This window comes from Chitinophaga filiformis (assembly GCF_021646545.1).
Lineage (GTDB): Bacteria > Bacteroidota > Bacteroidia > Chitinophagales > Chitinophagaceae > Chitinophaga > Chitinophaga filiformis_A.
The window spans coordinates 306050-326572 of the sequence record NZ_JAKIRP010000005.1 but is presented as its reverse complement, the minus strand read 5'-3'; the positions used below and the strand labels follow the sequence as shown (position 1 = coordinate 326572).

Genomic DNA, 20523 nt, shown 5'->3' with positions numbered 1-20523 from the left:
TAGTTATACTTGCCGGAAAGTGACCGTAAAGGTAGTGCCTTCATTGAGCTCACTTTCACAGGCAATGTTTCCGTTCATCAGTTCTGCATATTTACTCACAATGTGCAGGCCAAGACCGGTTCCCTGGATATTGCTTACATTGGCGCCCCTGAAAAAACGTTCAAAAAGGTGTTGCTGGTCCTCCTGGGAAATACCAATACCGGCGTCTTTCACCTTCAATATTACACTATTTCCCGTATGTTCAGTACGCACCCTTATAACCGTATGTTTCCCAGAGAATTTGATGGCATTGCCCAGCAGATTTAACAGGATATGTTTCAGCAGGGAAGGGTCAAGATGCACCGAAGCCGGACCCTGATGCTCATATACGATCTGCTGTCCTTCCTGTACAATATCCTGCAGTTCCTGGATAGTACCATTGATATGCATGTCAATATCAAATGTACTGCTGCGCACCTGTACACCGCCTTCTTCTATTTTTCCCACAGAAAGGAAGTCGTTGAGTACTTCCGTGAGTAATGTAACGGAAGAAATGATCCGCTGGATATGTTTGCTGCGTTTAGGTTGATCGGCCTCCGTGGTATATTGGTTCACCAGAAAGGCGGACGACAAAATGGTACTGAGCGGAGTGCGGAACTCGTGTGATGCCATTGACACAAAACGCGACTTCAGTTCACTCAGCTCTTTCTCTTTATCGAGGGCCGCCATCACTTCCTGTTTGGAATGCTCCAGCTGTTCAAGAGCGTTGGTCAGCTGCTGCGTACGTTCACTGATCTTATGTTCCAGTTCATTGTTCAGCCTCTCTATCTTCTCCTCAGCTTTTTTCCTTTCGGTAATATTATTAATATAGGCGATCACGAAAGATCCTTCCTCATGTTCATATTGGCTTAGACTGATCTCTACGGGAAATTCCGTATCATCCTTCCTGACAGCAAAAAGATCCAGCCCTATACCCATAGGACGGCTCTGCGGATGATGGTTGTAATGGTTACGGTGGCCCACATGCCGTTCACGGAAACGTTTGGGCAGTAACTGCTCAATGTATGCTCCCACCAGTTCGTCCCGGTCATATCCGAATTGAGTCAGTGCAAAATCATTGATCAGTACGATCTGGCCCTGCTGATTAGTAACAAGTATACCAATACTGGCATAATTGAACAGCGCCTCGAAGCGCTGCAGTTCTTTATTATATTCCTTTTTGTAAACACTGTTACCTGGGAGCATTGTCTTCAGCTTATTGAACCACTTCTTCATACTATATATTTACAATGAAAAGAATACACGGTAAATATACTTTATAGACTGTAAAATTCCTCTTCAGGAACATACGGTCATATGATGGTGGTCACCCGCCGGAATGATAATGCTCATGTTGTTTATTTTTCCCTTACATTCCGCTGCAGCCATTTGGCCGCCAGCGTCGTCCAGGCCAGTCCGGCTTTGTTGCCTGGCCTGAGCCCGTAGCCATGTCCTCCCTCAGCATACATGTGTAATTCTACCGGCACCCTGGCATCTCTGAGGGCGCCTGTTACAACCAGCGCACTGTTGCCATAGTAATCATCCGCAGTGGCAAACACGAAGGTCGGAGGGGTAGAAGCGTCTATCCGGAGTTCAGGTGTAATACTGTGATTAGGGCCCTGGTCAAGATAAGCTGGATAGATCAGCACCGCAAAATCAGGCCGCGCAGAGGCGCTGTCGCTGGCGTCAACAGGAGCATAGGTATGTTTATTGTACAGGGTGCTGGCCCGGGCACTCAGGCTACCGCCGGCAGAGAAGCCCAATACCCCGATCTTTTCCGTCTTCAGCTGCCATTCAGCCGCCCTGCTCCGCACAATACGGATAGCGCGCTGTACGTCCTGCAAAGCTCCTTCCTGCTTCTGTGGTACGCGGTACTGCAGCACGAAGACCGTAAATCCCTGTTCCTTCAGCCAATGAGCTATTTCATAGCCTTCCAGGTTAATAGCAAGGATCTGGTAACCCCCACCCGGACATACGATCACCGCAGCGCCATTGGCTTTACCTTTCTCCGGTGTAAATACCTGCATCAACGGATCGGTTACATCGGTAAGACGGGTTACACCCTTACTGGTATCCTTTGTGGGAACTGCCGGTTTTTTAGGACCAGTTTCACCGGGTACTGCCCCCGGCCATAAATGGATAATATCCTTTTCCTGCGTTTGAGCCAGAACCTGCATAGATATTATTGATAAGACGAGTGTATAAAATAGATTTTTCATATCGAGGATCGTTTGGGCAAACAAAATAATAAAGAATCAGGAATTCTTATATTTGAAGCGACTCAAAATAATCATCGTACCGCCCAGGTACCAAATCCTCTATCTATGAAAAGAGCACGTTTCATCGTAACCTTCCTGTTATTATGCTGCATGTCGGCAGCCCAGGCCCAGACCATCACTGATGTGATTACAAGCGCGGATTGGGATGTACTATTCCCGCATCGTTACAACCCCGATGACCGGTCAGGTAGCGGTATACCTCCCAGCACTCCCGCTAAGGACTTTTACTCTTATGCGAACTTTACAGAAGCCGTAAGACAGATGTCCAACATCAGGATCATTTCAGAAAGACGTTGTGCTACCAACGCTTACAAACTGACCCGCGTGGACAAAACCACCGGCGCAACAGTGGTGATCCGTAAAGATGCTGACTTTGACATTTCCCCCAATGCAATTATCCGGGAAACGATCGACTACGCCACATTTGCAGGTGAAGGAGATCTCGCCGCCCGCAAAAGAGAGCTGATGGCATTTCTCGCCAACATCTCCCAGGAGACTACCGGAGGCTGGCCTACGGCTCCCGGCGGACAATACGCATGGGGACTTTATTTCCGCGAAGAAGTGGGATATGAAGGAACCAGCAACATCGGATACCGTATCGACGATGCCATGTATCCGCCTGCTCCCGGCAAATCCTATCACGGCCGTGGTCCTATACAGCTGAGTTATAACTATAACTACGGACAGGCAAGTGAATTCATCTTCGGCGATAAGAACGTATTGCTGGCCAACCCTGAGAAAGTGATCCAGGATGGCGTGATCGCTTTTGAAACAGGTATCTGGTTCTGGATGGCGCAACAGTATCCGAAACCTTCCTGCCATGATGTAATGGTCCCCGGCAAATGGACGCCAACGGCTGCCCAGACAGCCGCAGGCCTTAAACCGGGTTTTGGCGCTACCGTCAACATTATCAACGGTGGTATTGAATGCGGCAGCGGTACGGAGAACACCAAAGTACTCGGCCGCATCGGTCACTATCAGCGTTATACCGGCATCAAACAGGTGAGTATGGAACTGAACGGTGGTAATAATGCCGCTAACTGTGGCTGCGCTACTATGCCCCGGTTCACTATTGATAATACCGAATGTTCCCAGATCACAGCGCTGACGTTTACCTCACCGTCCAACGGCATAATGGGCGTAACTTCTTTAGCGCCTGTTACGTTGGCTGTATCCAAAAGCGATCCGCGGAACGAGATTACACAGACATTTATCAAGATCGGCGGACTCAGACTAGCAGGTACCAGCGTACAATGGACGCCCACAGCTTATGGTGCACACACCGCTACCGCTGTTGGTTTGAGGAATGGTAAAGATTCCATCGTCACTACCATCTCATTTACAATATGGAACACACAGACCTTTGAAGGTTGTGCTTCCCTGCCGGCATGGGAGTCTTCAAAGATCTATGAAACTGCCGGCAACATCGTTAAGTACAATAACGTGATCTATCGCAACCAATGGTGGGCCGGCAGTGGCGATGTACCGGGTACCAATACTACCTGGGCTATCGTAGGTACCTGCAATGGCAATGGCGGCGATGGTGGTGGTACCGGTCAGCCCTGCGACGGCATAGCCGGTTGGACAGCCGGTGGTATTTATCTCGCAGGTAACAAAGTGGCATATGGCAATAAGATCTATCAGGCTAAATGGTGGACACAGGGAGATCAACCCGACCTGAATAGCGGCGATGGCAAACCATGGACATTCGTAAGTAACTGTACTGCTGCTATTACAAGTGTGACTACCGCCTTCGTACCGGTAGCAGATCAGACCACTATCACCAAGGGATCATTGAACGTATATCCGAACCCTGTTACAGGCAATACCCTAAGTGTAGCAGTAGACGCCGGCACAGAAAAACTGTTGCTGTCACTCGTGAATACAAAAACAGGCCAGATTGTACTGCAACAAGTGGTTATACCTGCCGGCAAGGGCCCGCAACAGGTACAGCTGGACATCAGCAACGTACCCGCCGGCGTATGGATCTTAAAGGCAGATAAGGGCAGGTTAGGTGTGATTGGAACCCGCAAGATCGTGAGACTGAAATAAGGTAATTTTCCGGGGAGCTGTAACCAAAGGCATATCTCATGCGTTATTGTTACAGTTCCCTTTCCATAAACAGGGAAGGGGCTTAAATTAATTTTCATGAGAAAACCATTAACCTTTATTTCCCTGGCTGTAATTGTCATGGCCGGATGTAACAAAAAGAATGCACCTGCGCAGGATTGCGTAAAGTATGAGAAAGTCAATGTTACCAGGATCGATAAAGCATCATCCGGTACAGATGGCGCTACTACCGTTTATTTTAACGTAAACAGCGGCTGCGGACAGTTTCATAAATTCAATGAAAAGAAAAGCGGCAATACACGTACGATCGCTGTAGAAGCAATATATAAAGGTTGTATGTGTACTATGGATATTCCCGAAAGGAAAGCATCCTACAAACTGACAGAAAAAACACCTGGTACTTATTACCTGAAATTTGTATCCGGAGAAAATGAATATCAGATAGATACAGTAGTTATTAAATAATGAGAAGGGGCTGCGTCAGAGTTGATGCAGCCCTTTTTACTTGAGTCTTGATCGTTACTTTTCAGCGCCTTCGCTATTTCGATACATTCCCCCTTACATTTATTCGGATACGTGGTGATATAGGTCGTATAGACGCTTTTCATAGCCTTCGTTTATTTTTCCAACATCCCCTTACATGCTGACCCTTTACAGACGAATAGTCGTTCAAATGATTCTCAAGACCTTATATTTTTCCCTTTGACTCTCCCTTCTTTTATACGGTTGTTATTTTAATATAATTTTTCCTGCCGCATAATTCAAATAACGGATTATATTCCTAAATTCGCCTTCCGCCATATCGAAAACCGTGTTCGAGAAACCGTGTAACCGCTATACCTGCAATCAGCTGCTAATGTAAGTAATATTGAAATTGGCCAGTTTCAGTAACAATGAGAGTGCTTTTATTTTATAACCCGATCATTTAACCATTACAAATTTCAATCCTTCAAAATGTTACGACATTTAAAACAAAAACGTGTAGGCGTATTACTTATTACTGCCATTACTTTTCTATTGCCAGCCATCAGCTTTGCACAGGTCAAAGTAGCCTGTATCGGCGCCAGTGTGGCTGCCGGATATGGTGTAGCGCCATCAGAGGCATATCCCAGTCAGGTGGGCCTTATTCTGGGCAGCAACTGGAACGTGGGTAACTTTGGCGAGAGCGGTTCTACCTTATTGGTAAAGGCGGATTTTCCCTATGTACAGCGGCCTAATTATCCGCTTGCCCTCGGTTTTAATCCTAACATCGTGACCATTGAACTGGGCTCTAACGACAGCAAACCTAATAACTGGGCGCTTAAAGCTGATTTTATTGATGATTACAGCCGTTTGATCGATACCTTCAGGTCCCTGCCATCGCATCCGGTTATCTATATCTGTCTGCCCATCCCAGCCTATTCAGGTAACTTCGGTCTGGACAACAGGGTGATCTCTGAAGAGATTATCCCCCTGGTAAGGATCATTGCAGCACAGAAAAATGTGCACCTCATCGACCTGAATACACCATTACAGAATCATCCTGACTGGTATCAGAGCGATGGTATTCATCCTAATGCTACCGGCGCTCGTCGCATTGCAGAAGTGATAGCCGCAGAACTGGCGGCGCCCACTGATCTGAGGGCTACTGTTATCTCAAAAAATCAAATCAATCTGAACTGGACCGACAGGACGAATGAAACCAATTTCAGGATCCAGCGTAGTGTTGACAGCACTACCTGGACAGACATTGCTACCGTTCCTGCCAACACTACCAGTTATCAGAATGTGAGCCTGACCGCCACTACAAAATATTATTACAGAGTATCGGCTACCATCTCTATCGGTACCTCCGTATACTCCAACACCGTATCAGCCCGTACATCAGCTGGCCCGCTGATCCCCGCTATTACCAGTGGCGGATCAGCTACTACCACAGCCGGCGTGGCTTTTCAGTATACTATCACTGCAACCAATTCGCCGCAAAGCTACAACGCAACCGGTCTGCCGGAAGGTCTTTCCATTAACGCGCAGACTGGCGTGATCAGCGGAAGTTCTTTGTCATCGGGCGTTTTCAATGTAACCATATCTGCCACTAACACAGATGGTACTGCCTCAAAAAATCTGCTGCTGACCGTTAATATACCCGCTGCACAGTTACCTTACAATGGCAGCCCACTCGCTATACCCGGTAAAATTGAAGCCGAAGAATATGACAAAGGTGGTCAGGGCATCGCCTACAATGATACTGATGCCTCCAACAATGGTGGCCTGTTCAGGCCATCTGAAGGCGTAGACCTGGAAGCCTGTTCAGAAGGAGGCTATGACCAGGGATACACATTTGCAGGAGAATGGGCCAAATACACCGTAAATGTAACGGAGCCTGGTACTTATACACTGCAGGCCCGTGTGGCTGCTCCCGGTGTTGGTGGCCTATTTCATGTGGAGCTGGATGGTGTAAATATATCCGGACCCTTTGTAGTGCCTAACACCAACGGCTATCAGACCTGGGGTACTGCTACTGTTATCACGCCGGTACTGCCGACAGGTAAACACGTATTGCGCGTAATAATAGACGCAGGTGGTTTTAATATTAACTACCTGAACTTTAGTGTCAACAAACCGGTAATACAACACGCAGATACTGTAAAAGGAGTTGTCGTTTTACCGTTCACTGATACATTAAAGGCGTCTTTCAATCCGACCAGCTTCGGCGCTTCAGGCTTACCTCCCGGATTGAACATTAACACCAGCACAGGTCTTATCACCGGCACACCTACGCAGGCTGGCAATTTCAGTACAACGCTCAGCGCTACAAACATCAGTGGTACTGGCAATAAAACAGTCATCTTTGCTATCCAGGGTGGTACTCCTTTTAAAGGTATCCCTATTAGCCTGCCAGGCAAACTGGAAGCAGAAGACTATGACCTCGGCGGACAAAATATCGCATACAATGATTTTGATGCCAATAACCACTCAGGACAATACCGTCCCAATGAAGGCGTAGACGTAGAAGGATGTGGTGAAGGCGGATACGATGTTGGTGGTATGTCTGCCGGCGAATGGATATCTTATTCAGTGAATGTTACTCAACCGGGTACTTACACCTTACAGGCGCGTGTAGCATCACCCAACTTGCAGAAAAGCTTCCATGTAGAACTGAATGGTAAAAATATCTCAGGTGCTATCAACGTGCCCAACACTGGCGACTGGCAGGTATACCAGACAGTAAATGTAACAACGCCTGTGCTGACTACAGGAAGACAAACCCTGCGTATTATAATGGACACCGATGGCTTTAACCTGAACTACCTGAACTTCGTCAGCAATGACAATCCACAGGCCGGCTTCAGTTTACCAGGCCGTATTGAAGCGGAGGACTACGATACCATGTTTGGCATTCAACTGGAAGGTACCGGCGATGTGAATGGCTCACAGGATGTAGGTTTTATCGATGCAAATGACTGGATGGATTACAAAGTGACAGTGCAGACTGCAGGTACCTATAAATTCAATTACAGAGTGGCAAGCCCCGGCGGCGGACAGCTTCAGTTACGTGCTGGTACTAATACCCTGGCTACGGTAAACATTCCTTCAACAGGTGGCTGGCAGACATGGCAGACCTTATCCGCTAATGTAAACCTGTCGGCAGGAAACCAGGTATTACGCATCTTTGCAGGTACCGGTGGCTGGAACATTAACTGGTTTGAAGCCACGCAGGATTCAAGCAATAAAGCTGCAACACTGGCACTTACACCTGTTACTAATACTGATAAAGATATCGCTGTAAATATCTACCCGAATCCTACCGCTGGTGTATTAACAGTTGATCTGAGTGAACTAAAGGCGAGAGGGAAGGGGACATATATTGTTTACAACAAGGTGACAGGATTGCAATTTACTGTACCTGCTTATAACAATGTACTGGATGTGAGCAATCTGCCTTCTGGTGTGTATGTTATTAGTTTTAATGTAAATCAGAAACGTGTGCAGAAAACGTTTGTGAAATTGTAATTGATAATTTAATAATGGGATATGCTGTCTCCAAACAGCATATCCCATTATTATTGCATTACTGATTTCAACCACGGCCATGTTTTAGCCGTTCTAATAATCACGCCCCCTTTTTTGCTATTTATCTTTTTGAGATTACACTTTCCATCAATGATAAATTAATAATCGGATCATTTCTCATGTAATAGTTCCATAGGAAATGGACATCTTTCCAAAGTGGCTTTTGCCTGCTCATGCTTTTTCCTTGTAAAGGGGCATATTGCCAAAACTTCTTCAAGCGTCATATCGGGTCGTGTTTCGACCATAATATTATTTTTTATTAAAAACTCATCAGTTCTCTTTCTTTGTTTTTTTAGGAGTACATTTTCCATGAATGATCATTTGATGATTGGATTATTTTTCGCGCAATAGTTCCATTGGAAATGGACATCTTTCCAATGTGGCTTTTGCCCGTTCGTATTTTTTCCTTGTAAATGGGTCCTTCAACGCTTCTTCAAAAGCGAGATCGTCCATTGGATCTTCTGCGTTACTACGCTCTTTAAAAGATTTACGAGCTCCTAATGCTTGCTTATTTGAGATTACATTTTCCATACATAATGATTTAATGAGAGAATTTATTTTTTGCCAGATTTCGACAACAGTTCTTCCGGAAAAGGGCATCTTTTCAATGTGGCTACTGCATCTTCGTATTTTTTTCTTATAAAAGGGCCTTTTTCCAAAACTTCCTCAGGCGTTGTTTGATGCAGTGGCGAGTCCAATGCGGTAGCTTTTTTTGACCAATTACTCATTCTCACTACTTGTCTTTTTGAGATTACTTTTTTCATAAATGATTGGTTTAGTATCTGGAATTATTCATTTGCTGCTTCTTTCTATGCAGTATCTCTTCAGGAATGGGATACTTGGTTAGCATAGCTACTGCATCGTTGTGTTTTTTCATTGTAAAAGGACAATTTGAAGCTTCCTCAAGCGTGATTGTGCGCAGTCGATGGCCAAAATTGCGGTGACCCTTTTTTTGCTTTTTTGAGATTACATTTTCCATGAATGATTTTTGTTATTTATTGTTATGAATGATTTCTTGTACCGAGGAATGCATTATATGATTTGTTTTGTATAAAGCTCTGCCATCTATTATTTTGGAGTCCGAAAATTTTAAATTGATTAGTAATATCAATCCAGTATTTTGTAATACATATCCTATATAATCTTGTTCTTGAAGGAGTGCTACCTTCAACATATATAAAAGAATTCGGGTGATTAATAGTAAAAGTTTCAACCACTGCAGCCACAGTCGTCAATATCATCTCATGATCATTATTGCCTGAATTTACATTGTCAATAATTCTTTTAGTCTTTTCATCCATTTCTCCAAATGAGAGATTATAAAAATCGCGGCTTATCTTCATAAATCGTACTGTCTTCTTAATTTCTCCCTTTGGTCCAATACTTATAAATTCATACTCGGTCGTTTTTTGGGTTTTTGAAGTCAACCTAAACAAATAATGTTCTAAATGCATTTCACAGGTATTTATCTTAAACAATGGTTTTTATTCTGAACATATCACTATAAAAAAAACGCCACCCCTGACGTGTGATCATCAGGGGTGGCGTTTGTCTCTATCACTAAATTACACCTTTTCTTCAGTTCTCAAAATTTTCTCTCAACTTTTTCCAAAAAAGAAGGGATGAAGTGCGAAACCTCATCCCTTTTTTCTTCCATCTTAAATTCCCGTAAACTAATAATTAAATCCCTTCCTTTTGTACATCCAGATGTTCCTCCAGCCATCACCCTGCTGTGCCAGTGTGAGTTCGTCGGCAGTAAGTTTTACGATGACGTAAGTAACTTTATTACCCAGGCTGATATCACTACCTGTTATCTTCAAAGTCTTATTGAGCGTATCAAGTTCAAATATTGCTTTCGTTGATGCACCCTCATGCGTAAACGTGTAGTTTTTCGCACCCTTCAGATCGAAGGTCATTTCATCAGCGGCTACTCCCTCTTCTGTCAGATAGGCAATACCGTTCTGCCACCATTCAGGTGCTGTTGCACCGCCGGAACCATTACCATAACAGATGCCACCGGGGATGTCAGATGCCCATACCCATGTTTTGCCATCCTGTGCATTGGTCAGCAGGTTCCACATAGGACTGGAAAAATACTCAGGATCATTTTCAGACACAGATATCTTGCTGGAATCTGTTAACGGACCTCCCTGTGTATAGATCGTATAACGGATGATATAGTCACCTGCAAAGGGCAGATTGATAGTATCCTGTTTCTTCTTGGAGAAACCTCCCGTAAATTCCCAGAAGGGGATATAACCACCTTGCGTAAGGCTGTTCAACATCACTATATTGTCGTGTCCCTGTTCCTGTGTAACGGAAAACTTCACATCGCTTTTAGCGATGGATGGTCCGCCAAGGCTCTCTTCATCTTCCTTTGTACACGATACAAGCATAGCCGATAATGCAAGCAGGGATAAGGCGATAAACTTTTTCATAATGCAGTTTTTTGAATGATTGGACATTAGTTAGACCAGCCGGCATTTTGTTTATAAACACCGCTTGACAGATTGATTTCCTGTTCAGGGATTTTAAACAGCCCCTGTGTTTCCGCACGGAAAGTCACATTGAACTGGTTATCGCTGTTGCTATTGTCAATAGCGGCTTTAGCAACGCTTACGCCCTGACGCAGTAAATCCCAGTAGCGTAGTCCTTCCAATGCAAATTCGAGGCGGCGTTCATCCATGATCAGCTTTTTACCATTGGCATCTCCGGTCAGTGTTTTGCGGCTGGTGGTATTCAGGAATGCCCTGTCGCGCACCTGGTTATAGTAGTTCTGCGCTTTGGAGAGATCAACGTCAAGATTCAGTTCTGCTGCCATCAGCAGTACATCTGAATAGCGGATGATAACATCATCAAAATAGTTGTCGATCTGGAAGTTGCCTCCCTTGCTATCGGCATTGCCATCATTCAACGGCATATATTTTTTCCAGAAATAACCGGTGTACTGTGCCTGGTCACCGACAGAATAAGCTGTCAGGTTTTCATCCTCAATGGAAATGATGCTGGCGCCTCTGCGGGTATCAGTCGCATCGTAGGCATTCCATAATTTAGGTGTCACAGTACCGGCGCCCCATCCTTTGTAGTAAGGGCCAATCACCTGGCTACGGATACCGATATCCACCTGCATGCGGTTACCATTATGCTGGTCCCAGTTGCCCAGGCCTTTGTAGGTGAATTTGATAGACCATACAGTTTCTTTGTTGTCTTCTCCCACAAAAGACTTTCCGGATGCCTGCCACAGGCGGGGGAAGCTGTCTACCAGTCCATGTCCGCTTGCATTGATGACGTTGTCCAGGTAACTGATCATCTGTGTTTTGGTAACAGTACCAGCCAGGTCCGGCTGATTATAGTAACCGGTGTAGTACAGGTATACACGGCCTAACAATGCCTGCGCCGCCCATTTGGTTACCCGGCCGTAGTTGTTGGGAGAGATACCCTGATATGCGGTAGCAGGCAGGTTATTGGCTGCGTATTGCAGGTCTTCGGCTATCAGTTTATATATGTCAGCCGGAGCCGCCTGCGGTATATTATACTCGGAAACAGTGAGCGGTTTGGTAACCAGTGGAATATTACCAAATACACGCACCAGGTCAAAGTAGAAGTACGCTCTCAGATAGCGGGCTTCCGCACTGTAAGTGGTTTTCAGCGTGGTATCTGCTCCCCAGTTAACGCCGTCTATTTTAGAGAGCAATACATTGGCTCTGTAAATGCCGGTATAACCTCTCTGCCACAGGCCCAGGTTCATATTGGATGCTTCCTGGAAGCGGTCCCACTGTTTCCATACAAGGTCGGAAGTACCGCCGGCGCCAAAACAGTTATCACTGGCTATTTCCGATACCAGGTGAATATTGTCATAGTCACCGATATTGAGTTGACTGTATACAGACACCAGCGCCTGTAAAGCCTGTGCCGGTGTCTGGTAGAAGGAAGACTCCGTCTGTTCGTCTACAGGCGAAAGCTCCAGAAAGTCTTTGCTGCAGGCAGCAAAGAGTGCAATTGCTATAATGGATGCGAAGATCTTTTTCATGTGGATTGATTTACCGGATTAGAATTTAACGTTCAGACCAACCAGTACTGTCTTTGGTTGCGGATAAGTACCCAGGTCGATGCCGGAAGCCCATCCGGTAGGACCATAACCTACTTCAGGATCTACGCCTTTGTAAGGAGTAAAGGTGAACAGGTTGGTGGCAGAAACGTATAATCTCAGCTGCTGTAAAGGCAATGTGTGTAATACCTTTTTGAAATCATATCCCAGGTTCAGGCTTTTTATACGCAGGAAAGACGCATTGTGTACATACAGGTCGGAAGAACGGATCCAGTTCTGGTTCAGCTCAGCGCCATCTGTAACACGTGGGATGCGGTTAGAAGTACCTTCACCAGTCCAGCGGCCCAGTATTTCTGTCCTGTAGTTGCTGAGCGGGCTGGAGAAATCATGTGTTCCATCCCAGATCTGGTTGCCATAGTTGCCATACAGTGAAGCAGAGAAATCGAATCCTTTGTACCCCAGGTTGACGTTCAGACCGTAGGTGAACTTAGGATAAGGATTACCGATCTGCGTCTCATCCTTGCTGTCTATCACACCGTCTCCATTGAGATCCTGGAAGCGAACATCACCAGGGAGTGCATTAGGCTGTATCTTCTTACCGTCTTTACTTACATAAGAAGCTACTTCATTTTCATTCTGGAAAATGCCTGCCGTCTTATATCCGTAGAAATAACCCATTGGGTAGCCTACCTGTGCGCGGTAAAATTCCGGCATACTTGCGAAGGTGATGCCTGTTGATCCGTTGATGATCTTTTCCCGGTTGGGGATATCGGTGATCTCATTACGGTTCACACCGATATTACCATTCACACCCACTGTCAGATTATGGAAGGTATGATTGTAGCCCAGGGAAACCTCCACACCCTGGTTGCGTACATTACCTCCGTTGATCAGCACTGTTGATGCACCGGAAACAGCAGGTACATTCACTGGTACCAGCCAGTCTTTTGTTGTCTTGCGGTATACATCTACTGTCAGGTTGAAGTCTCTGAACAGCGTTGCATCGATACCCACGTTAGCCTGTTCTGAAGTTTCCCACTTCAGATCTGGATTTGATATCTTGATAGGCGCTGCACCGATATAAGGAAGGTCGCCGCTACCAAAATAATAACCCAGGTATTGTGTAGAGATGGTAGACAGGTATTGATAATATCCCGTAGGAAGGTTACCATTCCGTCCCCAGCCTGCGCGTACTTTCAGGAAGTCCAGCCAGGAGAGTTTGAAGAAATCCTCATTGGTAGGTACCCAGCCAATAGAGAAGGAAGGGAACGTACCTCTGCGGTTGTTCTGTCCGAAGCGGGAAGACGCGTCCGATCTTACCACAGCGGTGAACATATACTTGTCAGCATAAGAATAGCTGATACGTCCGAAATAAGAATAGAGTGTGGCAGAACTGTCCGCACCGAAGATGCGTTGTGTACTGTCTGTAGTACCGTTGTCGATAACGGCATTATCCAGACCTTCTTTGGTCAGGTCCTGTTTGTAACCGTTCAGGTAGGAAGCTCTTGTCTCGTTAGAGTTCATCCCTACCAGTACGCCTACATTATGCTTACCGAAATCACGCTGGTAGTTGAGGGTGTTATCCCAGTTCCAGGTGTGTGTGCGGTAAATGCCCTGTGTAGCGCGGGAGTGCTCATTCACCACGTTGGTAGACAGGTTGTATATCGGCGTATAACTTCTTGAATCTGTATTGCTGATATCAATACCGAAGTCTGTACGTAAGGTCAGTCCTTTAACAGGAGATACCTGCAGGTAGGTATTACCCATGATACGGTCAGTCTTGGCTTTGTTCTGGTTCTGATAGTCCATTACTGCCACCGGGTTAGCTTCCTGCACGTTGAATGTAGATTTAGCGTAGCTACCATCAGGATTGTATACAGGGAACAGCGGACTTACTGTGAACGCAGAGCGGATAGCGTTGCCGTAGATATTACCCACACCAACACCTCTTTTGCGGGATTGCGTGTAGGTCAGGTTTTCACCGAATATCACAATGTCTTTATACATTTTGTGCTCGCTGTTCATACGGAAAGAGAGCCTGTCGTATTGTGACTGGTTCTTCAAACCGATGACACCTTCCTGTTTTGTGTAGGCAACGGAAGAAGAGAACACAGAAGTCTCATTGCCGCCTGCAAATGCCAGGGAATGGTTCTGCATGGGGGCTTTCTTATTATACATCGCTTCCTGCCAGTCAGTACCCTTACCTAGTTTGCTGAGCTGATCCACAGTGAAATAAGGAACGGAACCGGAGTTAATCGCCATCTCGTTCATGATAACACCATAGTCGTGTGCATTAAGCACAGATACTTTATGTGAAGGATTCTGTATACCGTAGTAGGAGTCGTAAGACATTTTCATATTGCCTGCACGGCCTTTACGCGTAGTCACCAGCACAACACCATTTGCTGCCCTTGCACCATAGATGGCGGAAGATGCCGCATCTTTCAGTACATCCATCGCTGCAATGTCTGAAGCGTTCAGGTAGCTGATGTCAGAAGTAGGTACACCATCCACAATATATAGTGGATCAGCGTTACCAACAGTGCTTGTACCGCGGATGCGCACTTTCATGCCTTCTCCCGGTTGAGCCGAAGTAGCGGTGATCTGTACGCCGGGTGTCTGTCCTTGCAAGGCCTGATCTACACGAAGCGCGTGGTTCTGTTCCAGCTGCTGTGTGTTCACATGGTCAATAGCGCCGGTCACCAGTTTTTTCTTTTCGGTGCCATAACCTACTACCACGATTTCGTCCAGTCCGGTAGCACCTTCGGAAAGATTTACAGTGAGCGCCGATTTACCTCTTGCAGAGATCACCTGTTTGGTGAAACCGACAAGGGTTACTTCCAGTGAATCGCTGTCGCTCACCTGCAGGTTAAAGCTACCGTTAGCGTCAGTAATCGCGCCATTGTTGGTGCCTTTGATACGTACGCTGGCTCCTGGCAAAGGACTGTTATCTTTTCCGGTTGTTACCTTTCCGGAAAGCGCTCTTTTGGCTGTTTGCGCCATTGCCACGTTGACGGGCAACAGCATCGTCATCAGCAACACGCTGCTTAATCCGCATGAAACGGGGATCATGCAGGCAGTCACAAAATCTCTGATTTTGTAAGCAGTTTTCATAATGTTAGAATGTTAGTAGTTACGGGATGTTTTTATCTGATGGTCATACGTGAATACAATTCACAACGTGTCAATTGTCAAAACTTCTTCATTGTCATGTACGTGGTTAGTTTTTTAATGAAATCTTTTTCTCTGTACCATCATACGGAATGACGGTTGCATTCCTGTTGTCGAAATCCATGTTCACTGGTTTATCTTTTCCTACGCTCACGATACGGAAGGTCCTGTGCTGCAACATGCCGGGGAAATTACCTTCCCGCTTGCCTATTGTCAGCGTCTGGCCAGCTTCATCGTATGTGAGGTTAATGGTACTGTATTGCCCTTTTTCGTAATTATAATTGACACCCTCATCTTCATAGAGTGCAAATTTTCCGCTGGCACCTTTATATACATAAAGTGTGATCGTATCGGCCGGACGCTGTGCAGTGTACTGCATAGCCGGACCGAAAGGAACAATGCTGCCTGCTTTTACATATAAGGGGATCCTGTCCAGCGGAGCTTCCGCGGTAATATATTGTCCACCTTCAGTATAAGTGCCGTTGTAAAGATCGTACCAGCCCGTGTTGGCAGGGAGATATAGTTTACGACTGCGAGCTTTATAAGTATATACCGGATTTACCAGCAATGCAGGACCGAACATAAACTGATCACCAATGCTCCTGACAGCAGTATCCTTGTCAAAATCCATGATCAGCGCACGCATCATGGTGTAACCACGATGATAGGTTTGTCCTGCAATAGAATAAATATACGGCATCAAACGATAACGTAGGTTATCATAATAGATCATTGACGTCAATTCGATACTATTTTCAGCTGCAATGTTGAACGGTTCCCGATAAGGATACTGTCCATGCGAGCGGAACAGGGGGCAGAAAGCGCCGTACTGGAACCAGCGGGTGTTCAGTTCTCTCCATTCCTGCAGATCAGCTCCCTGCGGATCAGGCTGGTCATATTTATCTTCTACATAGAATCCTCCGATATCTGTTGTCCAGTAAGGCATACCAGACAAACCAAAATTCAATCCTGCAGGTATCTGTCTTGCCAGTTCATCAAAGCGTGAGGCAATGTCGCCACTCCAGGTAGCTGCCCCGTAGCGCTGCATGCCGGCATATGCTGAACGTGTCAGAATAAATACGCGCTGGTCTGGCTTTTCCTTGCGCTGACCTTCATAAATACCTTTTGCATTCAGGAGGGCATAAGTGTTAAAGTATTGCGTAGATGGCCCCAGCGCAGTAGGGTTCATCAGTTGTTTGCGGTAGTCGATAGTAGCGTTTGACAGCACATCGGGTTCTGTCGCATCCAGCCACCAGGCATCCACACCCTTGCTGAACAGGTGTTTGCTGAGCAGTTGCCAGAACAGCTGACGGGCGCCTGGATTGAATGCATCATAGAAAGTAGACACATATCCCTGGCCAATCCAGTCCTTGATACCATCATTAATACTTTGTTTATAGAGCCAGCCTTTGTCATTAAAGAGCGTGTAGTTCGGAATGTCTTTATAGAACTTAGGCCAGGCCGATATCATGAAGTGTGTATGATAAATATTGTGTAGGGAATCTATCATGCCTTTTGCATCAGGGAAACGCGCCGGATCAAACTCCTGGCTACCCCAGGCATCTTCTTTCCAGTAAGACCAGTCCATTACGATATTGTCCAGCGGTATCTGTCTTTTGCGGAACTCCTGCACAGTGCTGATCACATCACGTTGTGTTTTGTAACGCTCGCGGCTTTGCCAGTAACCTAATGCCCATTTTGGAACAATAGTAGCTTTACCGGTGATGGTACGGTAGCCGTTGATGACATCATCTGTGTGCTGACCATACACAAAGTAGTAGTCTATCTTTTCGCCCGCCTCTGATGTCAGCGCTGCCTTGTTCTCCAGCTTTGCAGGGGTAGGAGAGAGATGTTTAACAGAAACAAACGCCTGGTCAGATTCCGGGATCCATTCCACTTTAAGTCTGTGTTTCCTGCCCTTCTCCAGCTGGTGACGGAAAATAGAGGGGCCGGGATTCCATCCCTCCCTCCATTTGTCGAGTTTTAATTCCCCGTCTATCCATACTTTGGTGTAACCTGAAGCCATCATATAGAATTTTTCCTGTCCGCCGGTCTGAGAGCTGATGTCACCTTCCCAGGTAACAATGCCTTTCCCCATCGGATAGCCTGCAGGCATTTTCTTCAGATCAGGCAGAAAGGTAAAGTCGATCAGTGACTCCTGTTTTTGCAGGAAGATGCTGTCTGGTTTATTCCGCATGGCATAGGTAGCGGTCAGGCCACCGGGTTTGCCGTTTTTGTCGGATAACTGCAGGCTGCTCAGCTCTTCATATGGTCTGTCATCTCCGAAACGGGTAATAGAGTAGTTATCCCACAATATACCGTAATGCTTGCTGGATACCAGGAAGGGGATCACCGCAATAGAATTGTACTGGGTGAGGTCTACATCCTGGTCTTTATAATTCATTAACCCTGTCTGGTGCTGGCCCAGTCCATAGAAAGCCTCTCCGGCAGGCGATTCAAATACCTGCTGTAATTTGTAAAGTGGCTTCCCATCAATCACGGCGGGGGTGAAGGTCTTACCGCCACCCTGTTTTTCCTGCAGTATCACCTGGCCTTTCAGGTCCTTAAATACCACTTCTCCGGTAGTCAGATCAATGCTGGCGGTTAATGTGCCTGTCTTTAATGTAACCTGGTTGTTTTTCTCCTCGCTGGTCCATTTCACTTCGCGGGTGCCGCTTACAACAGCCATAAGGCTGGGCGTTCCGGAAATGGAATCTGCCGGGCTGGCAGTTACCCTGATAATGTTGTCAGTAATTACCTGTAATCTTACCTGTTTAACTCCTCCGGCAGTACTTTTTTCTAACCGTACGAGCAAACCATCCTTAAATCTTTCAATTTTTCCTGCATAACAGAACTGCATGCAAAAGGTAAATGCCAGGACCGGGAGTAGTCTCTTTTTCTTCATATCCATGGAATTGATCTGATAATTATTGTTGGCAGCTGATAGAATATATTATTAATAGTTTCTATTGCTAACGTGTTGAGACAAATTTAGCAGTCCAGTTTAAGACCAAGGGGACGGTATTGTTTGTGATTAGGGGTGTAAATGTTAACTGCCGGGGAGTGGGAATGGGAGGATTTGATAAAGGAAAGGGTATAAATTGTTAATTCGGGTGTGCTAAATAAGATAATGGGATGCTCCGTCATTGATTGACTTTGTCATGTTTTATTTTTTGTTCCCTGTTAAAGGATTGAGGTGTATAGTCTTGTAACCTCTGTGAAAGCATCAAGCGCCAGCTGAAGAGAATCCGGTTCAATTTTGACTGTTATAATAGACGAAACATAATGAGGATTGGATAAATAACGTATTGGGAAGATAAAAAGCCTGCCGGATTAATTAGCTTTTTATTGGTGTATTGAAATTTAAATTGATTAAATGGGATCGTTATATGATAATTTTCAAATCTTTAACTTCTCATTAACTGGTAGCAATTTGAGGTTTCGTAATATCGCTAAGTAAACAAACCACCATTAAGGAAGTAATTAAGTGTTAATCCAAATGACAATAGAAAACTGTTTCTTTATTGACAAAATAACTGATTGTATAGAAGAAATTGCCACCGGGATAAAAAAGAAAACTATTCTCGACGAGGCATCAAAAAAAGATATCAGGGACGTTTTAAAAAAAAGAGGTTGGATTTTTAACTGGAAGTTTGAATGTGACAGAGAAAACAGCAAGGTATTCAAATTGATGATCAGGGGGGATACCGTTATTCAGGGACTGGCCTGCCTTGAAATAAAAAAAGGGTATATTGAAATGCACCTGCTGGAAAGTGCCCCGCAGAATTTGGGACCAAATAAAAAATATGCAGGAGTGGCCGGCAATCTGGTCGCCTTTGCGTGTAAAACAAGTTTTGATCTTGGATTTGAAGGGCACATTGCATTTACAGCGAAAACTCAGCTCGTAAAGCATTATATGGATACACTGGGGGCAGAAATTATTTATGGAAGAAGATTGGGGATATTCACCCCAGCTGCCAGAAAATTAGTAAATTCGTACTTTAAAGACTATTTCAATGGGAAATAATAACAACTATTATAAACTTGACGAAATTGGTTTTATTGGTGTACAGGAGGAAAGATCCCAGGCCAGTAAAAAATATCATGATAATAGAACCGCCAGGATATTTAAGGCTGCTAAAGCTGTAAAATCCATAAAGTCAAAAAAGACTTTGAAAGAGATATAAACGTATGCTTAAATAAAATAAAAGCCTGCCGCATTAACCCGGCAGGCTTTTTTATATCATCTCATCCCGCCGCCGCTTCTTCCAGCACCGCTATATCCAGTTTCTGCATTTGCATCATGGCGCTTACGGCCCTCTGTGCCCTGCCGGGATCTTTATCCTGCAGTAACTCCTGTAAACCGTCAGGCACTACCTGCCAGGATAAGCCGAACTTGTCCTTCAGCCATCCACATCTGTCCTCAGAACCGCCTTCCGTAAGCGCTGTCCATAATCTATCTACTTCCTCCTGCGTTTCACACTTAATGAACATAGACACCGCAGGTGTAAAAGAATAATGAGGTCCGCCATTCAGGGCGATAAAGTCCTGCCCGTCCAGTGTGAACTCTATCGTCATTACTTTCCCCTCCTGTCCGGGAACACCCGGGGGATAGCGGCTGATCTTTCCGATAGATGAATTTTTAAAAAGGGAAGTATACAGCTTTGCTGCTTCTTCCGCCTGGGTGTCGAACCATAAGAAAGGAGTGATCTTTTGCATAACAGAATTTTTTAGGTGCGTTGATAGAACAAACTTACCTTCAGAAATCGGCACAAAAGCGGTGTGAAGAGGACTTCTTAAAGGGGCGATCAGGACAGTATTAATTTTCATCATGATATACCATACTGAGCCATAAACTTTCGAATATAACCGTTAATTTGCATC

At 45.4% G+C, this 20523-nt stretch carries 16 protein-coding genes; 5 read left to right on the top strand and 11 right to left on the bottom strand.

Annotated features, from left to right (window positions below; all coding sequences use genetic code 11):
* Window positions 1-3: 3 nt before the first annotated feature.
* Both L3C95_RS15865 and L3C95_RS15860 read right to left on the bottom strand, forming a co-directional pair.
* Window positions 4-1254, bottom strand: a complete 1251-nt coding sequence (locus L3C95_RS15865) for a PAS domain-containing sensor histidine kinase (protein WP_236389011.1) — start codon at window positions 1252-1254, stop codon at window positions 4-6.
* A 122-nt stretch (window positions 1255-1376) separates the two neighbouring features.
* Window positions 1377-2237 (bottom strand): alpha/beta hydrolase, encoded by an 861-nt coding sequence (locus L3C95_RS15860; RefSeq protein ID WP_236389009.1) that lies wholly within the window; start codon window positions 2235-2237, stop codon window positions 1377-1379.
* A gap of 105 nt (window positions 2238-2342) precedes the next feature.
* Here L3C95_RS15860 and L3C95_RS15855 point away from each other — a divergent pair, with 105 nt between their 5' ends.
* The 3 genes from L3C95_RS15855 (at window position 2343) to L3C95_RS15845 (ending at window position 8360) form a co-directional block, all read left to right on the top strand.
* A complete protein-coding gene (locus L3C95_RS15855; RefSeq protein ID WP_236389007.1) occupies window positions 2343-4349 on the top strand; it encodes a glycoside hydrolase family 19 protein in 2007 nt (668 codons plus the stop codon).
* Window positions 4350-4445: 96 nt separating this feature from the next.
* Window positions 4446-4832 carry a hypothetical protein gene (locus tag L3C95_RS15850; protein ID WP_236389005.1) on the top strand — a complete coding sequence of 129 codons (387 nt, stop codon included), beginning with the start codon at window positions 4446-4448 and terminating at the stop codon, window positions 4830-4832.
* A 489-nt stretch (window positions 4833-5321) separates the two neighbouring features.
* Window positions 5322-8360 (top strand): carbohydrate-binding protein, encoded by a 3039-nt coding sequence (locus tag L3C95_RS15845; protein WP_236389004.1) that lies wholly within the window; start codon window positions 5322-5324, stop codon window positions 8358-8360.
* Between the two features lie 170 nt (window positions 8361-8530).
* Here the strand turns inward: L3C95_RS15845 and L3C95_RS15840 are convergent, their stop codons facing one another.
* The 8 genes from L3C95_RS15840 to L3C95_RS15805 all read right to left on the bottom strand — a co-directional run bounded on the left by L3C95_RS15840 (window position 8531) and on the right by L3C95_RS15805 (window position 18544).
* Complete coding sequence (locus tag L3C95_RS15840) at window positions 8531-8731, bottom strand: hypothetical protein (RefSeq protein ID WP_236389003.1); 201 nt, start codon at window positions 8729-8731, stop codon at window positions 8531-8533.
* 22 nt (window positions 8732-8753) lie between these two features.
* Window positions 8754-8951, bottom strand: a complete 198-nt coding sequence (locus L3C95_RS15835) for a hypothetical protein (protein ID WP_236389002.1) — start codon at window positions 8949-8951, stop codon at window positions 8754-8756.
* Between the two features lie 23 nt (window positions 8952-8974).
* On the bottom strand, window positions 8975-9184 hold the full coding sequence (locus L3C95_RS15830; protein WP_236389001.1) for a hypothetical protein: 210 nt from the start codon (window positions 9182-9184) through the stop codon (window positions 8975-8977).
* Window positions 9185-9421: 237 nt separating this feature from the next.
* Entirely contained in the window at window positions 9422-9874 is a 453-nt protein-coding gene (locus L3C95_RS15825; RefSeq protein ID WP_236389000.1) for a DUF6934 family protein, read from the bottom strand.
* A 219-nt stretch (window positions 9875-10093) separates the two neighbouring features.
* Window positions 10094-10858 carry a hypothetical protein gene (locus tag L3C95_RS15820; protein ID WP_236388999.1) on the bottom strand — a complete coding sequence of 255 codons (765 nt, stop codon included), beginning with the start codon at window positions 10856-10858 and terminating at the stop codon, window positions 10094-10096.
* Between the two features lie 26 nt (window positions 10859-10884).
* Window positions 10885-12450: a RagB/SusD family nutrient uptake outer membrane protein gene (locus tag L3C95_RS15815; RefSeq protein WP_236388998.1), complete on the bottom strand. Its 1566-nt coding sequence runs from the start codon at window positions 12448-12450 to the stop codon at window positions 10885-10887.
* Between the two features lie 18 nt (window positions 12451-12468).
* Window positions 12469-15582 carry a SusC/RagA family TonB-linked outer membrane protein gene (locus tag L3C95_RS15810; RefSeq protein ID WP_236388997.1) on the bottom strand — a complete coding sequence of 1038 codons (3114 nt, stop codon included), beginning with the start codon at window positions 15580-15582 and terminating at the stop codon, window positions 12469-12471.
* Between the two features lie 106 nt (window positions 15583-15688).
* Entirely contained in the window at window positions 15689-18544 is a 2856-nt protein-coding gene (locus tag L3C95_RS15805; protein WP_236388995.1) for a TIM-barrel domain-containing protein, read from the bottom strand.
* Between the two features lie 594 nt (window positions 18545-19138).
* On the opposite strand from L3C95_RS15805, the gene L3C95_RS15800 reads away from it, so the two are divergent.
* Window positions 19139-19666 carry a hypothetical protein gene (locus L3C95_RS15800; RefSeq protein ID WP_236388993.1) on the top strand — a complete coding sequence of 176 codons (528 nt, stop codon included), beginning with the start codon at window positions 19139-19141 and terminating at the stop codon, window positions 19664-19666.
* Window positions 19656-19826: a hypothetical protein gene (locus tag L3C95_RS15795; RefSeq protein WP_236388991.1), complete on the top strand. Its 171-nt coding sequence runs from the start codon at window positions 19656-19658 to the stop codon at window positions 19824-19826. Before L3C95_RS15800 ends, L3C95_RS15795 begins: the two co-directional genes overlap by 11 nt.
* A gap of 61 nt (window positions 19827-19887) precedes the next feature.
* On the opposite strand, the gene L3C95_RS15790 is transcribed toward L3C95_RS15795, so the two are convergent.
* Window positions 19888-20358 carry a VOC family protein gene (locus L3C95_RS15790; RefSeq protein ID WP_236388989.1) on the bottom strand — a complete coding sequence of 157 codons (471 nt, stop codon included), beginning with the start codon at window positions 20356-20358 and terminating at the stop codon, window positions 19888-19890.
* Between the last annotated feature and the right edge of the window lie 165 nt (window positions 20359-20523).

What these genes read in the sequence shown, in the direction of transcription:
- L3C95_RS15865 (WP_236389011.1), bottom strand. Translation starts at nt 1,254, where the DNA reads ATGAAGAAGTGGTTCAATAAGCTGAAGACAATGCTCCCAGGTAACAGT.
- L3C95_RS15860 (WP_236389009.1), bottom strand. Translation starts at nt 2,237, where the DNA reads ATGAAAAATCTATTTTATACACTCGTCTTATCAATAATATCTATGCAG.
- L3C95_RS15855 (WP_236389007.1), top strand. Translation starts at nt 2,343, where the DNA reads ATGAAAAGAGCACGTTTCATCGTAACCTTCCTGTTATTATGCTGCATG.
- L3C95_RS15850 (WP_236389005.1), top strand. Translation starts at nt 4,446, where the DNA reads ATGAGAAAACCATTAACCTTTATTTCCCTGGCTGTAATTGTCATGGCC.
- L3C95_RS15845 (WP_236389004.1), top strand. Translation starts at nt 5,322, where the DNA reads ATGTTACGACATTTAAAACAAAAACGTGTAGGCGTATTACTTATTACT.
- L3C95_RS15840 (WP_236389003.1), bottom strand. Translation starts at nt 8,731, where the DNA reads ATGGAAAATGTACTCCTAAAAAAACAAAGAAAGAGAACTGATGAGTTT.
- L3C95_RS15835 (WP_236389002.1), bottom strand. Translation starts at nt 8,951, where the DNA reads ATGGAAAATGTAATCTCAAATAAGCAAGCATTAGGAGCTCGTAAATCT.
- L3C95_RS15830 (WP_236389001.1), bottom strand. Translation starts at nt 9,184, where the DNA reads ATGAAAAAAGTAATCTCAAAAAGACAAGTAGTGAGAATGAGTAATTGG.
- L3C95_RS15825 (WP_236389000.1), bottom strand. Translation starts at nt 9,874, where the DNA reads ATGCATTTAGAACATTATTTGTTTAGGTTGACTTCAAAAACCCAAAAA.
- L3C95_RS15820 (WP_236388999.1), bottom strand. Translation starts at nt 10,858, where the DNA reads ATGAAAAAGTTTATCGCCTTATCCCTGCTTGCATTATCGGCTATGCTT.
- L3C95_RS15815 (WP_236388998.1), bottom strand. Translation starts at nt 12,450, where the DNA reads ATGAAAAAGATCTTCGCATCCATTATAGCAATTGCACTCTTTGCTGCC.
- L3C95_RS15810 (WP_236388997.1), bottom strand. Translation starts at nt 15,582, where the DNA reads ATGAAAACTGCTTACAAAATCAGAGATTTTGTGACTGCCTGCATGATC.
- L3C95_RS15805 (WP_236388995.1), bottom strand. Translation starts at nt 18,544, where the DNA reads ATGAAGAAAAAGAGACTACTCCCGGTCCTGGCATTTACCTTTTGCATG.
- L3C95_RS15800 (WP_236388993.1), top strand. Translation starts at nt 19,139, where the DNA reads ATGACAATAGAAAACTGTTTCTTTATTGACAAAATAACTGATTGTATA.
- L3C95_RS15795 (WP_236388991.1), top strand. Translation starts at nt 19,656, where the DNA reads ATGGGAAATAATAACAACTATTATAAACTTGACGAAATTGGTTTTATT.
- L3C95_RS15790 (WP_236388989.1), bottom strand. Translation starts at nt 20,358, where the DNA reads ATGCAAAAGATCACTCCTTTCTTATGGTTCGACACCCAGGCGGAAGAA.